The organism is Pseudomonas entomophila (genome assembly GCF_013523165.1).
Taxonomy (GTDB): Bacteria; Pseudomonadota; Gammaproteobacteria; order Pseudomonadales; family Pseudomonadaceae; genus Aquipseudomonas; species Aquipseudomonas entomophila_A.
In genome coordinates this window covers 17,781-36,261 of sequence record NZ_JAAMQI010000018.1, presented here as the reverse complement: position 1 = coordinate 36,261, position 18,481 = coordinate 17,781, and the positions used below count along the sequence as shown (strand labels likewise).

10 protein-coding genes and 7 pseudogenes are annotated in these 18,481 nt (G+C 49.0%); 16 read left to right on the top strand and 1 reads right to left on the bottom strand.

Annotated elements, in window-relative coordinates:
- Nucleotides 1–436: 436 nt before the first annotated feature.
- From G7Z99_RS14780 to G7Z99_RS14745, 7 genes and pseudogenes are all read left to right on the top strand, one after another.
- Nucleotides 437–2,923 (top strand): annotated as a pseudogene (locus G7Z99_RS14780) (RHS repeat-associated core domain-containing protein); the annotation flags it as partial.
- A 440-nt stretch (nucleotides 2,924–3,363) separates the two neighbouring features.
- Nucleotides 3,364–4,365, top strand: coding sequence for a hypothetical protein (locus tag G7Z99_RS14775; protein WP_181095000.1), 1,002 nt, complete (start codon nucleotides 3,364–3,366; stop codon nucleotides 4,363–4,365).
- Nucleotides 4,366–4,665: 300 nt separating this feature from the next.
- Nucleotides 4,666–7,460, top strand: a pseudogene (locus tag G7Z99_RS14770) (RHS repeat-associated core domain-containing protein); the annotation flags it as partial.
- 14 nt (nucleotides 7,461–7,474) lie between these two features.
- Nucleotides 7,475–8,476 carry a hypothetical protein gene (locus tag G7Z99_RS14765; RefSeq protein WP_181094998.1) on the top strand — a complete coding sequence of 334 codons (1,002 nt, stop codon included), beginning with the start codon at nucleotides 7,475–7,477 and terminating at the stop codon, nucleotides 8,474–8,476.
- A 313-nt stretch (nucleotides 8,477–8,789) separates the two neighbouring features.
- Nucleotides 8,790–10,334, top strand: a pseudogene (locus G7Z99_RS14760) (RHS repeat-associated core domain-containing protein); the annotation flags it as partial.
- A 419-nt stretch (nucleotides 10,335–10,753) separates the two neighbouring features.
- Complete coding sequence (locus tag G7Z99_RS14750; protein ID WP_181094996.1) at nucleotides 10,754–11,368, top strand: hypothetical protein; 615 nt, start codon at nucleotides 10,754–10,756, stop codon at nucleotides 11,366–11,368.
- Between the two features lie 234 nt (nucleotides 11,369–11,602).
- Nucleotides 11,603–12,064, top strand: coding sequence for a hypothetical protein (locus G7Z99_RS14745; RefSeq protein ID WP_181094994.1), 462 nt, complete (start codon nucleotides 11,603–11,605; stop codon nucleotides 12,062–12,064).
- 97 nt (nucleotides 12,065–12,161) lie between these two features.
- Here G7Z99_RS14745 and G7Z99_RS14740 read toward each other — a convergent pair.
- A pseudogene (locus G7Z99_RS14740) lies at nucleotides 12,162–12,411 on the bottom strand (IS630 family transposase); the annotation flags it as partial.
- Between G7Z99_RS14740 and G7Z99_RS14735 the strand changes: the two are divergent.
- The 9 genes and pseudogenes from G7Z99_RS14735 to G7Z99_RS14705 form a co-directional block, all read left to right on the top strand.
- Nucleotides 12,406–12,901 (top strand): annotated as a pseudogene (locus G7Z99_RS14735) (RHS repeat domain-containing protein); the annotation flags it as partial. The pseudogenes G7Z99_RS14740 and G7Z99_RS14735 sit on opposite strands and share 6 nt — an antisense overlap.
- Nucleotides 12,902–13,257: 356 nt before the next feature.
- The gene (comJ, locus tag G7Z99_RS14730; protein ID WP_181094993.1) at nucleotides 13,258–13,737 is read left to right on the top strand and encodes a competence protein ComJ; all 480 of its coding nucleotides are present in this window, start codon (nucleotides 13,258–13,260) and stop codon (nucleotides 13,735–13,737) included.
- 185 nt (nucleotides 13,738–13,922) lie between these two features.
- Nucleotides 13,923–14,144, top strand: a pseudogene (locus G7Z99_RS20205) (hypothetical protein); the annotation flags it as partial.
- Between the two features lie 79 nt (nucleotides 14,145–14,223).
- On the top strand, nucleotides 14,224–14,817 hold the full coding sequence (locus G7Z99_RS14725) for a hypothetical protein (protein WP_181094991.1): 594 nt from the start codon (nucleotides 14,224–14,226) through the stop codon (nucleotides 14,815–14,817).
- 97 nt (nucleotides 14,818–14,914) lie between these two features.
- The gene (locus G7Z99_RS14720) at nucleotides 14,915–15,346 is read left to right on the top strand and encodes an NTF2 fold immunity protein (RefSeq protein ID WP_181094990.1); all 432 of its coding nucleotides are present in this window, start codon (nucleotides 14,915–14,917) and stop codon (nucleotides 15,344–15,346) included.
- 179 nt (nucleotides 15,347–15,525) lie between these two features.
- Nucleotides 15,526–16,551, top strand: a pseudogene (locus G7Z99_RS14715) (type IV secretion protein Rhs); the annotation flags it as partial.
- 74 nt (nucleotides 16,552–16,625) lie between these two features.
- Complete coding sequence (locus G7Z99_RS20295; protein WP_445675011.1) at nucleotides 16,626–16,871, top strand: hypothetical protein; 246 nt, start codon at nucleotides 16,626–16,628, stop codon at nucleotides 16,869–16,871.
- A gap of 164 nt (nucleotides 16,872–17,035) precedes the next feature.
- Entirely contained in the window at nucleotides 17,036–17,569 is a 534-nt protein-coding gene (locus tag G7Z99_RS20290; RefSeq protein ID WP_258197047.1) for a hypothetical protein, read from the top strand.
- Between the two features lie 83 nt (nucleotides 17,570–17,652).
- A complete protein-coding gene (locus G7Z99_RS14705) occupies nucleotides 17,653–18,288 on the top strand; it encodes an imm11 family protein (RefSeq protein ID WP_258197046.1) in 636 nt (211 codons plus the stop codon).
- Nucleotides 18,289–18,481: the final 193 nt, after the last annotated feature.

Sequence of the window (18,481 nt, the reverse complement as noted above, 5' to 3'; positions counted from 1 at the left end):
GGGTGATATTTAGTCTAGTTTGGTAATAGATATGATTCCAAAATGGCTGTTGCGGTATTGAAATGAGAGAATTGGCTTAGGATTGGAGCGAAAAATCATTGGTGATTTTGAAGTTGGCGGAGCCAATTTTTATCGTCAGTTATTATTTGTCTATGGGTAAAGGTCTAGCCGAATTATTCAAGATTTCTAAATTAAGGGTGTCTTAGCTTTCGCATTGCCTGTGCGGCGAACAGCATAGGGATTTTGACAAGATCTTTAAAAATAGATATTGAGGTTAAAGGCTATGGATTGCCACAAAAAATTCTATGTGCTTATATGAGAGTTAGCAGGTGTAATGGATTGTCCCTGTGTCCAGGTTTTACAAGCTCATTTCAAATGGTTATTTTGGGGTGCCATCTATTACAAACGCTAGACAACCAACGTCACGGTTAACCGCAACGACGATGCATTGGGTCTGACCTGCTGCTACCTTCGGGACACCCTAGCGGGCAAACCCCATGTGGTCGATCCCTGCTGAATCAGCGATGGCGAACACTACCGCTTCCGTTACGACATCAAGGCGCGCACCAGTTGGGCTACCGACGTGCTCGGCCGTGAGCTGCAGGTGCACTACAATGCTGACCACCGCGTCATTGCCAGCCGTGATTACGGCGGCGAGCGCTACGCTGTCGAGCTAGATGAGCAAGGCAACATGGTCGGCTTGGACCTGCCCGATGGCAATCGGCTGACCTTCGTCTACGACGAGTACGCTCGCCTGCTCGAGGAAGTCGATCCGCTGGGCCGCAAGATCACCTATGAATATCACCATCTGACCACGCTGGTGACCCAGGTCAGCTACCCCGACGGCAGCACCTGGAAGGCGCGCTACGACGACAAGGGCAACCTGCTCGCCGAGTTCGACGCCTTGGGGCAGATGACTGAGTATCTCAACGGCGAGGATGGCCTGCCGCACACCATCATCGATGCGACGTATAAGTCCAAGTACCTGTGGTGGAACAACCGTGCCCAGGTTGAGCGTTTTCAGGACTGTTCGGGCAAGAGCACCTGGTATCGCTACGACGAACGCCAGCATCTGGTGGCGGTGACCGATGCGCTGAATCAGACCACGACATTGGAGCGTAAGCCGGACGGTGAAGTGACGCGGATCATTCACCCGGATGGTACGACGGAACGCTTTACCTACAACGTTCACGGCCAGGTGCTCAGCCATACCGATGGCAAGGGCCAGACCGTGCAGTTGATGCGCACAGGACGAGGTTTGCCGAGCAGCCGGCAGGATGCCAAGGGTCAGCGGGTTCGTTACGAGTACGACAAGGCCATTCGCCTGACGGCACTGGTCAACGAGAACAATGCCACCTACAGCTTTGCCTACGACGCCTCCGATCGCCTGACTGAAGAGGTGCGGGTCGACAACCTGACCCGGCGTTTCAGTTATGACATTGCCGGGCATCTTACGCGGTTGGATGAGATCGGCTACGGCGAGCGAGGGGAGCGACCTGAGCGTCAGACACTGTTCGAGCGCGACAAAATCGGTCGCTTGATTGCCAAGTTCAATGGCGACGCCAAGCAGACGTACGCCTACGACGATGTCGACCGGTTGTTGAGTGTCGAGCGGCATCCGACCGATGTGGGCAAGCGCATAGGAATTGCTGGTGAAAAGCTCGATTACGTCTATGACGCACTGGGCCGACTGACGAAAGAAATCACCCCTGACGGCACGCTGGGTTATGAGTACGACCCGCTGAGCAACCTGACCACACTCACGTTACCCGATGGCCGCAAGATCAATCACCTGTACTACGGCAGCGGTCACCTGCACCAGCTGAATGTGGATGGCCAGGTCATCACCGACATGGAGCGCGATGACCTGCACCGTGAGGTGTATCGCACCCAAGGCAAGCTCACCAGCTGTTTCGGCTATGACGCCATGGGCCGTAAGGCCTGGCAGTACGCCTCGACGCTGCCCGCCGACAAGCTGTCGCAGGTGCATAACGCCGGGATTCAGTCGGCGCTGTATGTGGAGCATGCCTACAACCCGATCCACCGGCGTTACCAGTACGACCCGGCGGGTGAACTGGTGCGCACGCTCGACAAGCTGCGTGGTGAGATCACGTACGAGTACGAAGCCAATGGCCAGTTGCGCAGCCGCAACACCGGCTCGATCACCACTAGTGAGAGCTTCCGCTACGACCCGGCGGCCAACCAACTGGACTTCGATGCGCGGCAGTTCGACAAGGTCAAAGACAACCGGATCCGGCAGTGGCGGGATCAGGAGTACCGGTACGATCCGTGGGGCAACCTGATCGAGAAGCGCTCGGGGCCTAGCAAGGTGCAGTACTTCAGCTATGACTGCGAGAACCGGCTGGTGCGGGCGGAGACATTCTGTGAGGGGCGGTTAGAAAGCAAAGGTGAGTATCGCTACGACAGCTCTGGACGGCGGGTGGCCAAGCGGGCCGAAATCGGAGGTGTGCTCGAGCAGAAGCGCTTCCTATGGCAAGGGTTGCGAATGCTGCGCGAGGAAAGGCCTGGGCAGAACATCGTGTACCTGTACGAGCCGGGGAGCTATGCGCCGTTAGCGCGGGTCGATCAGGTGGAAGGGGAAGGGCAGGAGGTCTATTACTTCCATACGGATCAGATTGGGACGCCGCTGGAGTTGACGGATGGTCGAGGAAAAGTTGTTTGGCAGGCGACCTATAATTCATGGGGTGGTATTGCATTAACTTATACAAAAAAAGTCGAACAAAATTTTCGGTTTCAAGGGCAATATTTCGATTTAGAAAACGGCCTGCACTATAATCTATTTAGGTACTATGCTCCGGATATAGGAAGATTTACAAGTCAAGATCCTATTAGTTTGGCTGGTGGAAGCAATCTATATAGGTACACATCCAACCCGATAAGATGGGTGGATGTATTAGGATTAATGCCGTTGGCAAATCCTGTGAGTGTTGGTCATCATATGGTTCCACACTCATTAGCAACATCTCTTGGTATTACTCCGTTCAACTCGTTCAATAATGTTCCTTCAATGTTCTGGTTAGAGCCTGGTCAATGGACGGGGGATGAACATGATGCAATGCATGGCTTCAATAACAAAGGCAAAGAGACAAAGCCTGTAGTGACATGGAAGGCATATAATGCAAAAGGCTTGACAGAAGAGAAATGGCTCCAGTCTCTCGAGTCGCATTACAACAACCCAGAAATATCTCACTACAGAGGAGACTTGAGGCTTGTAGAAAATGGAAAGCCTGGGAGGCTCCTGGCCTCGAACGTTTCCCCAGCAGAAGGATGGGAAATCACTAAAAGGTGGGCAAGATCCAAAGGGGCAGCAGTGCCAGGGTGTAAATAGTGAGGAGAGAAAATATGCAGTATATAACTACAAATGATTGTAGGATAATTGCCAGTTCCGTACTGAGGATAGCTGGCATACATATAAAAATGTCAAGCTTTGATTTTGCCGAGTTCAAAAATTCGCAAAGAAAAACTTTAGTTAGCTGGAGCGCGGAGGATAGAGGGATCTATTACGGAGCTGCTGTAGGTAGTCAGAAAATTTCAGAAGAAAAGCTCAGTATTGAAGTTTCAAATCCAGGTGAAGTGATTATAGATCTTGGTTCCGAAGAGCTAGTATTAAATAGAGATTTCATTGAGTGTGGCAAGTATGATCTTTCGGTTGAGATATATCTTGATATTCCGCTGAAACATTATGGAGAAGCGCCAGATCACATAAAGCCCTTGTTTAAATATTCTGAAATTGTCCATGTCATTATAAACTTGACAAGGCAGCAGAAATCGCCTTTAAAAATTGGAAAGGAAAAGAATCCAGTTTATAATAGTTATGGGCAGCTAGGGTTCTTCATCGCCGATCTAGATAAAATGAATGAATACATTGTATCTAAGCTTGGCAAGGGTGAATTGAATCTGAAAGACGCTTTCTGTGAGACTGAAATTGCTAATGAGCTATTCGATGCTGGGCTTTTGATATTGGTTTGGGGAATGACTCCAACAGCCTATTATATCTATGATTTGGATTCGCCTGATGACGCTAAATTAGTTCCAAGTCTAGAGCAGCCTCAGTTTAGTGGGTCTTATAGGTTTAGATCTGACATAAAAAATCCAAGTGTTGTCCCAGGAGATTATTTACTGGATTGGCCTAAATGCGTAGAGTTAGATTTTCCCAAAATTTCTCTTGTCGGAGAAGGCGAGTCAGTAGAGGTTGATGTGCATGTTATGGGATATTATTATCCGGGCATTGGTACAGGGCCGAATTTTCCTGTCATAACGGTCTTTAGGAGTGAAAAATCTATAGATAGTCAGCCGCTGCTTATGGTTGATATGAGTTTCGCAGAGCCAGAGCTATGTTTTTAAAATCGTGTATTCAAAATATTTTCCTAATGTTCGATAACACCTATGCGCATTATAAGAATTCGTTAGTCATAAAATCCGATTAAGCCATACCTAAGGAGGCTCCGAGCAACTTCGGCAAAACGGGCGCTCGGGCGCAGAAATGAACAAACCCTGCCCATTCCAACGCAGCAGGGCCGTTTTGCTAAGGTAAACCGGACTTTTCAGCCCGATCTGCCGCTTTACACCCGTAACTTGCCCATACCCATCACCTGTTTTCGGGCCATCCCTAAGCGGTTAAATTCTTGAGGGTTTGGAAGCGTACTTAGATTGCCCTATAGCAATGCACTAGACCTGACCTACCACTACCGCTGGGGCACTTTCGCAGGCAAACCCCGTGTGGTCGATCACTGGACCAGCGATGGTGAACACTACCGCTTCCGTTATGACATCGAGGCACGTACCAGTTGGGCTACTGACGTGCTCGGTCGCGAGCTGCAGTTGCACTACAACGCCGATCACCGCGTCATCGCCAGCCGTGACTACGGCGGCGAGCGTTACGCCGTCGAGCTGGATGAGCAAGGCAACATGGTTGGCTTGGACCTGCCCGACGGCAACCGCCTGATCTTCGTCTACGACGAGTACGCCCGTCTGCTCGAGGAAGTCGATCCGCTGGGGCGCAAGATCACTTATGAGTACCACCACCTGACCACGCTGGTGACCCAGGTCAGCTACCCAGAGGGCAGCACCTGGAAGGCGCTTTACGACGACAAGGGCAACCTGCTCGCCGAGTTCGATGCCCTGGGGCAGATGACTGAGTATCTCAACGGCGAGGACGGCCTGCCGCACACCATCATTGATGCGACGTACAAGTCCAAGTACCTGTGGTGGAACAACCGTGCCCAGGTTGAACGCTTTCAGGATTGTTCGGGCAAGAGCACTTGGTACCGCTATGACGAACGCCAGCATCTGGTAGCAGTAACCATGGCAAGGGCCAGACCGTGCAGTTGATGCGCACAGGACGAGGTTTGCCGAGCAGCCGGCAAGATGCCAAGGGTCAGCGGGTTCGCTACGAGTACGACAAGGCCATTCGCCTGACGGCGTTAGTCAATGAAAACAATGCCACCTACAGCTTTGCCTACGATGCCTCGGATCGGCTGACTGAAGAGGTGCGGGTCGACAACCTGACCCGGCGTTTCAGTTATGACATTGCCGGGCATCTTACGCGGTTGGATGAGATCGGCTACGGCGAGCGAGGGGAGCGACCTGAGCGTCAGACACTGTTCGAGCGCGACAAAATCGGTCGCTTGATTGCCAAGCTCAATGGCGATGCCAAGCAGACGTACGCCTACGATGATGTCGATCGGTTGTTGAGCATTGAGCGGCATCCGACCGATACAGGCAAGCGGCTAGGGATCACCGCGGAGAAGCTCGAGTACGCCTACGACGTGCTGGGCCGACTGACCCAGGAGATCACGCCCGATGGCACGCTGGGTTATGACTACGATCCCCTGGGCAACCTGACCACGCTGACCTTGCCCGATGGCCGCAAGATCAATCACCTGTACTACGGCAGCGGTCACCTGCATCAGCTGAACGTAGATGGCCAGGTCATCACCGACATGGAGCGCGATGACCTGCACCGTGAGGTATATCGCACCCAGGGCAAACTCACTAGCTGCTTCGGCTATGACGCCATGGGCCGCAAGGCCTGGCAGTATGCCTCGACGCTGCCTGCCGACAAGCTGTCGCAGGTGCATAACGCGGGGATTCAGCCGGCACTGTATGTGGAGCATGCGTATAACCCGATTCACCGACGTTACCAGTACGATCCGGCGGGTGAACTGGTACGTACACTGGACAAGCTGCGTGGTGAGATCACGTACGAGTACGAAGCCAACGGCCAGTTGCGTAGCCGCAACACCGGCTCGATCACCACCAGCGAGAGCTTCCGCTACGACCCGGCAGCCAACCAACTGGACTTCAATGCGCGGCAGTTCGACAAGGTCAAGGACAACCGGATCCGGCAGTGGCGGGACCAGGAGTATCGGTACGATCCGTGGGGCAACCTGATCGAAAAGCGTTCGGGGCCGAGCAAGGTACAGTACTTCAGCTACGACTGCGAGAACCGGCTGGTGCGGGCGGAGACGTTCCAGAGTGGTCAGCTGGAGAGCAAGGGTGATTATCGCTACGACAGCAATGGACGTCGAGTGAGCAAGCAGATTGAAACTCAAGGCGTGGTCGAGCAAAAGCGCTTTCTTTGGCAAGGGTTGCGGATGCTGCGGGAGGAAACGCCTGGGCAGAACATCATATACCTGTATGAGCCAGGGAGTTATGCGCCGTTGGCGCGAATTGATCAAGTAGAAGGGAAGGGGCGAGAAGTCTATTACTTCCATACGGATCAGATTGGGACGCCGCTGGAGCTAACAGATAGCAAAGGTGAAATCGTTTGGCAGGCGACTTACAATTCTTGGGGTGGTATTGCATTTACTTATGCAGAAAAAGTTGAGCAAAATTTTCGGTTTCAAGGGCAGTATTTTGACTTGGAAAATAGGTTACATTATAATCTATTCAGGTACTACGATCCGGATTTAGGAAGATTTATAAGTCAGGATCCTATAGGTTTGGCTGGTGGAAGTAATCTATATAGTTATACGTCCAATCCTATAAGGTGGGTGGATGTATTGGGATTAATGCCGCTGGCAAATCCTGTGAGAGTAGGTCATCATATGGTCCCTCACTCATTGGCAACATCCCTCGATATTGCTCCATTTAATTCATTTAATAACGTTCCGTCAATGTTTTGGCTAGAGCCTGGGCAGTGGACAGGGTATGAGCATGACGCAATGCACGGATATAGTAATAAAGGAGATGAAACAAAACCGGCAGTGACAAGGAGAGAATACGATGCAAAAGGTTTGACAAGAGAAAAGTGGCTTCAGTCACTCGAGTCTCACTATAATAATCCAAAAATCTCAAGCTACAGAGGAGATTTAAGGCTTATAGAAAATGGAAAGCCTGGAAGAATTCTTGCTTCAAATGTTTCTCCAGCGGAAGGCTGGGAAATTACTAAGAAGTGGGCAAGAGCAAAAGGTGCAGCAATGCCTGGATGTAAATAGTGAGGGAAGAGAATATGCAGTATATAACTACTAATGATTGTAGATTGGTCGCTAACTCCGCTCTAAATATTGCGGGAATTAATATTGCAATGTCAAATTTTGATTTTGCAGAATTTAAATATTCGCAAAGAAAAACTTTGTTAAGCTGGAGTAGAGAAGGCGGAGAGATTTACTATGGCGCTGCTGTTCGTAGTAAGAAGATTTCAGAGAAAAGTCTTAGTTTCGAGGTTTTAACGCCAGGTGATGTGGGGATAGATCTTGGTCCCGAAGAGCTGGTGTTAGATAGTGGTATTATTGAGTGTGGAAGATATGTTCTTTCGGTTGAAGTCTATCTTGATATTCCATTGAAAAGCTTTGGCGAAGTTCCTGATCACATAAAGCCCTTGCTCGAATATTCTGAAATTGTTCATGTTATTGTAAAGTTAGAAAATGAAGAAAAACCAATTTTTAAAACTGGCAGAGAAAGACAGCCAGTTTATAATAGTTATGGTGAGCTTGGTTTTTTTATTGCTGATTTGGAGAAAATGAACGAATACGTAGTGTCTAAGCTTGGTAGAGGGGAAGTAAACCTAAAAGACGCTTTTTGTGAGACTGAAATAGCTAATGAGTTGTTCGATGCTGGGCTTTTGATACTGGTTTGGGGGATGACGCCGACAGCTTACTATATTTATGGGTTGGAGTCAGCAGAAGATGCCAGGTTGATTCCAAGTTTAGAACATCCTCAGTTTAGCGGGGGCTATAAATTTAGACCTGACATCCAAAATCCGAGTGTTGTGCCGGGAGATTATTTGCTAAATTGGCCCAAATGCATGGAGTTAGATCTTCCCAAGATTTCGCTTATTGGAGAAAGTGGCTGGGTGGAAATTAATGTGCATGTTATGGGGTATTATTATCTAGGTGTTGGTACAGGGCCAAATTTTCCAGTCATAACTGCCCGTCGAAGTGATGAAGCAAAGACGAGTCAGCCGTTGCTTATGGTTGATATGAACTTTGCAAAGCCAAAGCTATGTTTTTGAAATGTTACATGCAAGATTTTACCATATTTGATGGCGCCTATATGTGAAACAGAAATTTGCTAATCGCAAAATTCGATTAAGCTGTCTTAGTGAGGGTTTTCAAGAATTACCTATGAAACTATTTGCCCAGTACTACTGGTTCGATCGCGATCAGCGAGAGCTTCTGCTACAACCCGGCAGTCAACTAGCTGGGATTTAATGCGCGGCAGTTCGGCAGGGTGAAGGGCAACCGGATTCGGCAGTGCCGAGACCAAGAGCACCGGTATGATTCGTGGGGTAACCTGATCGAGAAACGTTCAGGACCGAGTAAGGTGCAGTATACAGCTTCGCCTTCGATGCCTTGTATCGCCTGACTGAAGAAGTGCGGGTCGACAACCTGACTCGGCGCTTCAGCTATGACATCGCCGGACATCTCACGCGGATGGATGAGATCGACGACGGCGAGCGCGGCGAGCGACCTGAGCGTCATACCCTGTTCGAGCGCGACAAGATCGGGCGGTTGATCGCCAAGCTCAATGGCGACGCCAAGCAGACATACGTCTACGACGATATCAACCGCTTGCTGAGCATTGAGCGGCACCCGACCGATGTGGGCAGGCGCATCGGGATTACTGGAGAGAAGCTCGAATATGCCTATGACGTGCTGGGCCGACTGACGAAAGAAATCACGCCCGACGGCACGCTGGGTTATGAGTACGACCCGCTGAGCAACCTGACCACGTTGACCTTGCCCGATGGCCGCAAGATCAATCACCTGTATTACGGCAGCGGTCACCTGCACCAGCTGAACGTAGACGGCCAGGTCATCACCGACATAGAGCGCGATGACCTGCACCGTGAGGTGTATCGCACCCAGGGCAAGCTCACCAGTTGCTTCGGTTACGACGCCATGGGCCGTAAAGCCTGGCAGTATGCCTCGACGCTGCCTGCCGACAAGCTGTCGCAGGCGCACAACCCGGGAATCCAGCCGGCGCTGTATGTGGAGCATGCGTATAACCCGATCCACCGCCGTTACCAGTACGATCCTGCCGGTGAACTGGTGCGCACGCTGGATAAGCTGCGCGGCGAGATCACGTACGAGTACGAAGCCAACGGTCAATTGCGTAGCCGCAACACCGGCTCGATCACCACCAGCGAGAGCTTCCGCTACGACCCGGCAGCCAACCAGCTGGATTTCAATGCGCGGCAGTTTGACAAGGTCAAGGACAACCGGATCCGGCAGTGGCGGGACCAGGAGTATCGATACGATCCGTGGGGCAACCTGATCGAGAAGCGCTCAGGGCCGAGCAAGGTGCAGTACTTCAGCTATGACTGCGAGAACCGGCTGGTGCGGGCGGAGACGTTCCAGGGTGGGCGGTTGGAGAGCAAAGGTGAGTACCGCTATGACAGCCTTGGACGGCGGGTGGCTAAGCGGGCCGAAATCGAGGGTGTGCTCGAGCAGAAGCGCTTCCTTTGGCAAGGGTTGCGGATGCTGCGTGAGGAGACGCCTGGGCGGAACATCGTGTACCTGTACGAGCCGGGGAGCTATGCGCCGCTAGCGCGGATTGATCAGATGGAAGGGGAAGGGCAGGAAGTCTATTACTTCCATACGGATCAAATTGGGACACCGCTGGAGTCAACGGACAGCCAAGGGGAAGTTATTTGGCAGGTTACGTACCGCTTGTGGGGCAAAATTGAGCGTGTCCACATCGAAAAGATCAAACAGAATCTGCGTTTTCAAAGGCAGCATTAGGATTACGAGACCAAACTACATTATAATCTTTTCAGATATTTTGAGCCTTATGCCGGAAGATCTATAACTCAGGATTCTATAGGTCTAGAGGGTAGTTGCAATCTATATTCGTACACACCTAATCCGCTTGCATAGATTGATCCACTTGAGTGTGTAAAAGCGCTGTAAGTGGCAAGAAGGGAACCAAAAAAGCTGAGCATGATCTTGAGCGAAATGGCTATACAGTTGTCGTTGAAGAGCTAACTATGAAATTAAACGGAAGTCGGATGCGAGCAGGCTTTGTAGCACGTGACAAGCAAGGGGGCTAGATGTGTTTGAGGTTAAGCATCGTGCAGGGGCACTTACTAAAAACCAAAAGGCTGCTGGTGTTTCGACATGAGCAATCCGGCAAACACAACAGAACATTTAGGTGGAGGGACAATAAAGCCATCGCTCGGGAGTAGAGCCAAGTTAAAGGTGGATATAAAAGCGACCTTGGCAAAGAGCTAGGCGGCAAAGGCGCTGTAAACGAAGCTACATTTAATGTGCTTAAATATAGGTGGCGTATGACTGCTAACAACAGACTACAGTTTGAAGCTGAGTTGCTTAAAGAATTGAAGCTTATTTCATCAATGCTTAATGGCGTGGTTGCGACAAAAAACAAGCTAAAATTCAAGCACAATAAAAAATACGTGGCCGAGCTTTATTTTACTCATATTCAGCGCTCTGATGCATACATACTTGGAGGTCGAGTTTATGGGGGTGATCTCTATGAATGCATGCTTAACCACACTCCTCCATACAAGAGCAATCTTTTTCAGGATGCTTGTTTTTCTTTCGTAACTTCGGGTGAGCAAGGTAGGAAGTTTAGCGGAAACATGATGGGTGCTATAGAAACGCCGTCACCCGAAAAAGTAGGGGATGTATGCGGGCATATAAAGTCAGTGCTGGAAAAATTTTATATTCCAAAGATTCTTTCATGTATTACGCCTACAGAACAAACAGTTGATGAGGTGCTAATGTCTCCCGATAATTATGCATACCCTGCAGTATTCATAAGCTGTGCGGCAAGTTTGGGTAGCTCTTTTGATTATGGTGAAAAAATAAAAAAATCCATCGACTCCAAAAGAATAATTAAAAATAAATCCTATGATGTTCCTTTGCTTTCTGGTTTTTTATAAAGGCGGCAGAAATATCGAGTGCGGCATTTGAATAACCCGATGCGGTAAGCCAGTGTCTTACTATGAGTTCAGATCGAAAAGATTATCTCCTTCAAGTTGGCCAACTAGGATAGGTGGCGAAGGTGTGCATAGTAGTAAAAATCTAGATGCTCTGACTCCTTGAGAGCATGAATCTGTCGATAGCTTTAGGCATGCTGGCAATGATTTAGTCAGAATCGTAGAAGGGGCTGATATATGGTAGTCGTAGAAGATGTAAAGGCTTGGGTAAACAGCGTTGAGTATGACGATTTACTAAAAAATGTTTGTAAAAAGCTACAGGTAAAAGTAAACCATGAGTCGCAGCCTAATGTAGTTTGGCAGCTGGATGTTAAAAAATTGAATTTGGCAGAGCTAAATATTGATGATATATCTGTCGTGGCTAAAGGCTATGAACTGGTCGCTGAGTATGTCAAGAAAAAGCTTATATCTTCCGAAACAAATCCCGATGAGCAAGAGGGTGGAGATCCTGAGGATGATGAGGATGATGATGTTGAGGTGCACGCTTTTTATAAAAGTTTTTTAAACTTGTATTTAATTGAGCTTCATTTTTTGAAGTTCAATCCCGCGGGTCTTGAGAATTATTTGAAGTTAATTCGTATTCCATTTGCGAAAAAGTATGCCGCGCAAATTAGTAAGATTTACCGAGAGCTAACCTAGTCAAGGTGATATAGAGCCCGTCTGACAGCGTTGGTCAACGGGAATAATGACGTATATGGCTTTGCCTAGTGTGGTGTTTCAGAAGTACTGCTAAAAATCATTTGCCCAGCGCTCGCGCCGCACGCACGACTGAGGCGAGGATGCCCTCAGCCTTCTTGTGCCACCGAAATGGCTTCAGGTTTGGGTTGTAATTTTCCAAGTAGTGCCTGATCGTCGCCTCCAGACCCTCAGCGCTGACATGTGCTGTCGTTTGATCCACTTCTCGCTCAGCGTTGAGAAAACTGCTCGACCAGATTCAGCCGGGATGCCGAGGTAGGTATGAAGTCGATTGACAGGCTCGGCGACGCATTGCCAAGACCTCGACGTTCAATGACTACCCTGAACGCAACGAACATAAGCACTTTCTCTGGCAAGGTCTGCGAATGCTGCGCGAGGAAAGCCCAGGGCAAAGCAGCCTTACGTCTACGAACTGGGCAGTTACGCGCCATTGCGAGAGTGGATCAGCATGAAGGCGAGGCGAAAAGCTCTACTACTTCCATACCGACCAGATCAGCACCCCCACTGGAAATGACCGACGCCGACGGCAGCATTGTCTGGCAAGCGACCTACGAGGCGTGGGGAGCGCTGGAAACGCTGCATATGGGCGAGGTCGAGGAGAACCTGAAGTTTCAGGACCAGTACTTCGACGACGAAGCGGGGCTGCATTACAACACCTTCCGACACTATGATCGGGAGGTAGGGCGGTGTGTGACGCAGGATCCGATTGAGTTGGCGTGTGGATTCAACCTGTACCAGTACACCCTGAGTCCCGTGACATGGGTAGATGCACTGGGGCTTACAGGATGTGCGCTTCCTAAAAGTAATTCTAAGGACCATGATTACAATTTTAAGTTAAAAATCTGAATGCTTGGAGATATTTCGGTATATCCAATATTCGATAAATGCGGGCAACCTTATATCGTCACTATTAAAAGAGATGCTGCTAAGTTAAACAGAAAGCTAAGCTTGGAATATGTAAAAAAGATGAAGGCAAAAGATCGGGATGAATAGCCTATGGCAATGTTCAAAGAAGGCAGTGAGGGTGCCAGTGTAAGGCACATTGATCCTAGCGATAATCGAGGTGCAGGGTCTAGCATAGGCAACATATTGTCTGATTTGCCAAGCGGTACGAAGATCAAAGTGGAGGTGTATTAATGGTTGTCTCGAATCAAAAATTTGATTTGCTCATATCTCATAGCCAAATTCAGGTGCGCTCCCGCCCCTATGACGAGTCGGCTAGTCAGTGGGGGCAAAAAAATCTTGAGCAAGGCGCTGTTCTACATAATGACTACGTAGTATTTGATCCACTCCCGGATGATGCGTTTGGCGCCAATGTGAAGCTGTATCTTCTCGAAAGCTTTTCACTGGATGCGTTGTCCCAGCGCTGTATTGTCGTCCCTTTCAAGGTGACAAATTTGGAGCATGTTGAACTCGCCTCAGCTACTGAAAAAGCCAAAATTACCCTGAGTTTGGAGCAACGACAGTATTCCTTATACTTCGAGGTCTGTAAGGGGAATGAGATTTTTTATAAAATAACTTTTGTCCCTACAGTAACGAAGATCGACGCAGAGTTTTTGATTGACGATCCGTGGGGCGGCGTAAAGAGTCGGCGGCTTGTGCAAGGCGTCGCTTGAACGTGGACTTTGTGTTCATCCCAATAACAAGCTTTTGTGTGGGCTATCGAAAAAGTGGTTGTAGATTCTCTGTAGCCACGGCGCCTGCGCCAACCGCTCTTTTACAATCTGCTATATAGGTGACTGACATCAAACCTCAGTCATCTCTCTTCAAGGCTTTCTTGTCGCCGAGGTTGCGATCGCTATTAGATCGGCACCGCTACGACGAACACGGCCGGTTCAACACTGTTGTCAACCGCAACGGCGATACCGTGCGTAGCTCTAGCTACACCGATAGGCTGATGGTCACCCACAGCAATGCACTGGGCCTGACCTATCACTACCGGTGGTATATCTTGGCGGGCAAACCCCGCATGGTCGATCACTGGACCGGGAATGGCGAACACGACCGTTTCTGTTACGGCATGCTAAAATAATTTTCGAATGAACTTGCCGAACTTAAAGAGCACCTTAATGGGGTAAAGCGTTCGGCGTTAGGAGATAACCATGATCCCAGATAAATTCACGTGCCTATTAAACAAGGTGAAGTGTAAATTCACAGCAGGCGTTGATGATCTGAAGGATTTTAGAAGTGTTAAGGAAGGCGCTATAGATTGGTCTATAGGTCCGAGTATTTCAATCGTACCGTATGGCCTAGAGCTTGCAGGAGTACCTCCATCGCCTCTCACTAGTAAGGAGCCAAAGAGCAAAAAAAACTGCTTTAAATATTACTATGATGATGGAGTATTGGTTGGTTCTGACATATACGGAGCGAGCGGAAAAGAAATAGAGTGGGAGGTCTTTCAGTTAGGTGAAGGTGAAAATTTCTGCTTGCGCTTTGATGACGATGATCGGTTGGTTCGTGTTTCTGGCGTTTTTTATAACGAAGGTCACCTAGACATAGCGTGCCGTTTAGAGGAGGATGGAGAGTACTGGTGTTATGAGTATGAGTACGAAAGGGGTCAGGCGGTTTCTATGCTTGTGTATGCCACTCATAGTGTCCCGGGTACAAGAATTTATATTGAGAAGAATAGTGAGGGGCTGGTTGGTCTTTACTTTTATAATGGATCATCAAAGATTTATGTGTATAAGCGCAAATAGCTATGGGCTTGCGTGATCTAAGGTTTGTCTGAACGTCAGCCTGTGTCCATATAAACCATGATGTATATCATCCTCGAAGGTCTATTTAGTATTCAATATGATCAAAGAACTTGACAAAAATGACCCAGAAAGCACCTTGCTTGCATTTATGAGCTCGATGAAGGATTGGGAAGGTGAATTCTTTGAGGTATGGAAAGATAACTTGAGCAAAGGTATTAATGGCCGCGGAATTTACACTGATCATATCAATGGGCTGGAAAATATACTTGAGAGATTTTCAGTCAGAGGAAAGCTCAACTGGGGCCGGCTTATTGATCTTGGGTGCACAAAACCTGTGACCTATGATCCAGATATAGATAGTATCAGTGTGATTTCTCAAGACGAGAAGAAAGCCATTCTAGAGGTGAAGTCTGGCTACGAATATAACAATGACTCTAGATTCAACATGGCAAAAAAATATGGATCTTGGAAAATAGTTAAGATAGAGATTTTAGCTTACGATGGTAAGTGGAAACGTTCCGCGCTGTAAGGCTTGCTCAGTCGAAAAACGAAAAGGCTTCGTTTGGCTGAAGGCGGATAAAGAAGATGCCCGATTTCTTATGTATAACTATAAGCAAGCGGCGGAGGAGTTTTTCGATGCTATGAATGGGCTAAGTGGGTTTTATAATCCGTGCTTTTTCGCCTAGGTGAGTGCCTGTATGAGCAATATTCGTCTATGACGAGTATGCCCGTCTGCCCGAAGAGATCGATCCGCTGGGTCGCAAGATCACTCACAAGCACAGGCACCTGACCACCCTGACGACCCAAGTCAGCTACCCTGACGGCAGCACCTGAAAGGCGCGTTACGACGACAAGGGCAACCTGCTTGCCGAGTTCAATGCGCCGGGGACAGATGACCGAGTATCACAACGGCGAGGACGGCCTGCCGCACACCATCATTGAGCGACCTACAAGTCCAAATACCTGTGGTGGAACACCCGTGCCTAGGTGGAGCGCTTCTAGGACTGTTCAGGCAAGAGCACCTGGTATCGCTATGATGAACGCCAGCATATGGTGGCGGTGACCGATGCGTTGAACCAGACCCCGGCGTTGGAGCGGAAGCCTGATGGTGAGGTGGTGCGTACCAACCAAACGGTACGACGGAGCGTTTCACCTACAATGTTTACGGCCAGATACTTAGCACATCGATGGTAAGGGCCAGATCGTCCAGTTGATGCACACAGGGCGTGGCTCGCCGAGTAGTCGGCAGGATGCCAAGGGTCAGCGGGTTCGCTATGAATACGACAAGGCCATTCGCTTGACGGCGTTAGTAAACGAGAACAATGCCACCTACAGCTTTGCCTACGATGCCTCCGATCGCCTGACTGAAGATGTGCGGGTCGACAACCTGACCCGGCGCTTCAGCTACGACATCGCCGGGCATCTCACGAGGCTGGATGAGATCGGCTATGGGGAGCGCGGCGAGCGACCCGAACGCCATACCCTGTTCGAGCGCGACAAGATCGGGCGGTTGATCGCCAAGCTCAACGGCGACGCCAAGCAGACATACGCCTACGATGATGTCGACCGATTGTTGAGCGTCGAGCGGCATTCGACCGATGTGGGCAAGCGCATAGAGATTACCGGGAAAAGCCTGAGTACGCCTATAACGTGCTGGGCCGGCTGACGAAAGAAGTCACGCCCGACGGCACGCTGGGTTATGCATACGATTCCTTGAACAACCTGACCACGCTCAGACGGCGCTGTATGGGGAGCATGCCAACAACTCGATCCACCGGCGTTACGAGTACGACCTCGCGAGAAGATCGTTGCGCACGCTGGATAAGCTGCGTGGCGAGATCAAGTACGATGATGAGGTCAACAGCCAGCTGTGCAGCCGTGACACCGGTTTGATCAGGACCAGCAAGAGTTTCCGCTGCGATCCGGCGGCGAACCAGCTGGAATTCGATGTCCGGCAGTTCGATACGGCCAAGGACAACTGGATTCGGCAGTGGCAGGGACAAAAATTTTTGTTGGAAATGGTCAGGCAGGGAAAGATACTGCAAGAGGACTAGGGCAGAAAGTATTCGAAGGTAGAAATGGTTTGAAGGGTGCGTCACACAGGCCAAACTCTGTTGGCATTAAATCCAAATAAATGCTGCTATCTTGCTGCTGCTGATAAGCATAAGGCTAAAACTAGAGTAAAAAAGTCTGGTGGAAAGGTTAAAGGGGCTGCGTCATGGTGAAATCGCTGAAGTGGCAAGAAGGATTGGTGCTTAGCTTCGAAATTGAGAAAGGAATTTACGCTATTTCGCAAATGAGGGAAAACTATCTGTTGGAGATATTTGATATGTTTGCGGAAGAAGATGAGTGGAAAGGAATAGATCTCAATAGCGTCGACGTGTTGTTTGCGATATTTGTATCAATCAAAAATACCAAAAATATGTTTTCGAGAGTAATTGATGGTGGGTCGATTAAGCCAAATAGAAGGCCGGTTGAAAAATATATGCTGTCTGCAATATTCGGCACTCCAGGGAATACAGGGGCTAGATTGATAAGTCTATCGAAGGCTTATTCAAATATTGGTGCGGACATTGTAAAGAGTTTCCTGTCGCCAAGCCATGATTTGGATACAATTTATCGATATGAGCTTTGCGGCATGGTGGGGGATCCTGATAAGATAATTTCAAGGATCAATACGTACAGGAGAACTGGCGTTAATTGGGATCCTTCCAAGGAGTTTTTGTTCCCTGATATCAAAAGGCCGAGTTAGCCTAGTGTTGGACCGGAATATATGATAGAAAATAGTTATTACATTATGATGCTTTCCCTCAAGCTGGCATTTGACGAAAGTAGATGTTTCACATCGACGCTATCCACCGACAAGCTTTTGCTGACGCACAACGCTGGGAGTTAAGGGAGCAAGCTGTGGCTAAAAATTTCATTTTGACCATCTCGAAAGATTACCCTGAAAGCTATTGGCTAAAGATGAAGATGCCCTCTGGCGGGGACAGAGCTATATTCAAAAGAGGGCTTGTTTTAAAGGAGAAGATGGAGTTGTTTTTCGAGGCTCCGAAAAAAGCAAGCCTTTCCAGGTTGCTGGGCTACGATTTTTTCTTCAGTGATGGTCCTAACCTGATCTCGCCAAGATTGTATAAGCTAATGGGGAGTGAGGGAATTTCTGGGGTTCAGTTTTTGGATGCAAGCCTGATATCCGGTGAGCAATCATTTGTGGGTTATAAAGTATTTAATGTTGTAAGTGTCTCGCGTGCTATGGATTTAGAAAGCTCTGTCAGTGAGCCTTTGATTAGTACTATGCCGAATGGACCCAGATGGTTCAGAAAAGTTGTCTTAGATGATAAGTTGGAGCTTTCCAGCGATATTGTCAGGGCTGAAGAAGAGATGGCCAATATAGTTGTCAAGGAGCGTGTAAAAATGATCTTTGAGCGTCACTCTGTTCGAGGGCTGAGATTTGAGTCTTCACAAATTTAGTGGCAGGAAGCCAAGTGTTGGCACGTCAATTAGAGAATGAAAAAAGTCCCATCCACTTGACGGTAATGACAAACGTGGGCAACCCGATCGAAAACTTGCCGAGTGCCAAGCAATGAGAAGGCATTGTCCTGCATCATTCTTGAATGTTATCTAGATAAAAATACGTTTAATGACTGGATCGAAAGGGTATGGA

Excerpts from the sequence above, each read along its gene's own strand:
- G7Z99_RS14775 (WP_181095000.1), top strand. The coding sequence starts at position 3,364 with ATGCAGTATATAACTACAAATGATTGTAGGATAATTGCCAGTTCCGTA.
- G7Z99_RS14765 (WP_181094998.1), top strand. The coding sequence starts at position 7,475 with ATGCAGTATATAACTACTAATGATTGTAGATTGGTCGCTAACTCCGCT.
- G7Z99_RS14750 (WP_181094996.1), top strand. The coding sequence starts at position 10,754 with ATGACTGCTAACAACAGACTACAGTTTGAAGCTGAGTTGCTTAAAGAA.
- G7Z99_RS14745 (WP_181094994.1), top strand. The coding sequence starts at position 11,603 with ATGGTAGTCGTAGAAGATGTAAAGGCTTGGGTAAACAGCGTTGAGTAT.
- comJ (WP_181094993.1), top strand. The coding sequence starts at position 13,258 with ATGGTTGTCTCGAATCAAAAATTTGATTTGCTCATATCTCATAGCCAA.
- G7Z99_RS14725 (WP_181094991.1), top strand. The coding sequence starts at position 14,224 with ATGATCCCAGATAAATTCACGTGCCTATTAAACAAGGTGAAGTGTAAA.
- G7Z99_RS14720 (WP_181094990.1), top strand. The coding sequence starts at position 14,915 with ATGATCAAAGAACTTGACAAAAATGACCCAGAAAGCACCTTGCTTGCA.
- G7Z99_RS20290 (WP_258197047.1), top strand. The coding sequence starts at position 17,036 with ATGGTGAAATCGCTGAAGTGGCAAGAAGGATTGGTGCTTAGCTTCGAA.
- G7Z99_RS14705 (WP_258197046.1), top strand. The coding sequence starts at position 17,653 with ATGTTTCACATCGACGCTATCCACCGACAAGCTTTTGCTGACGCACAA.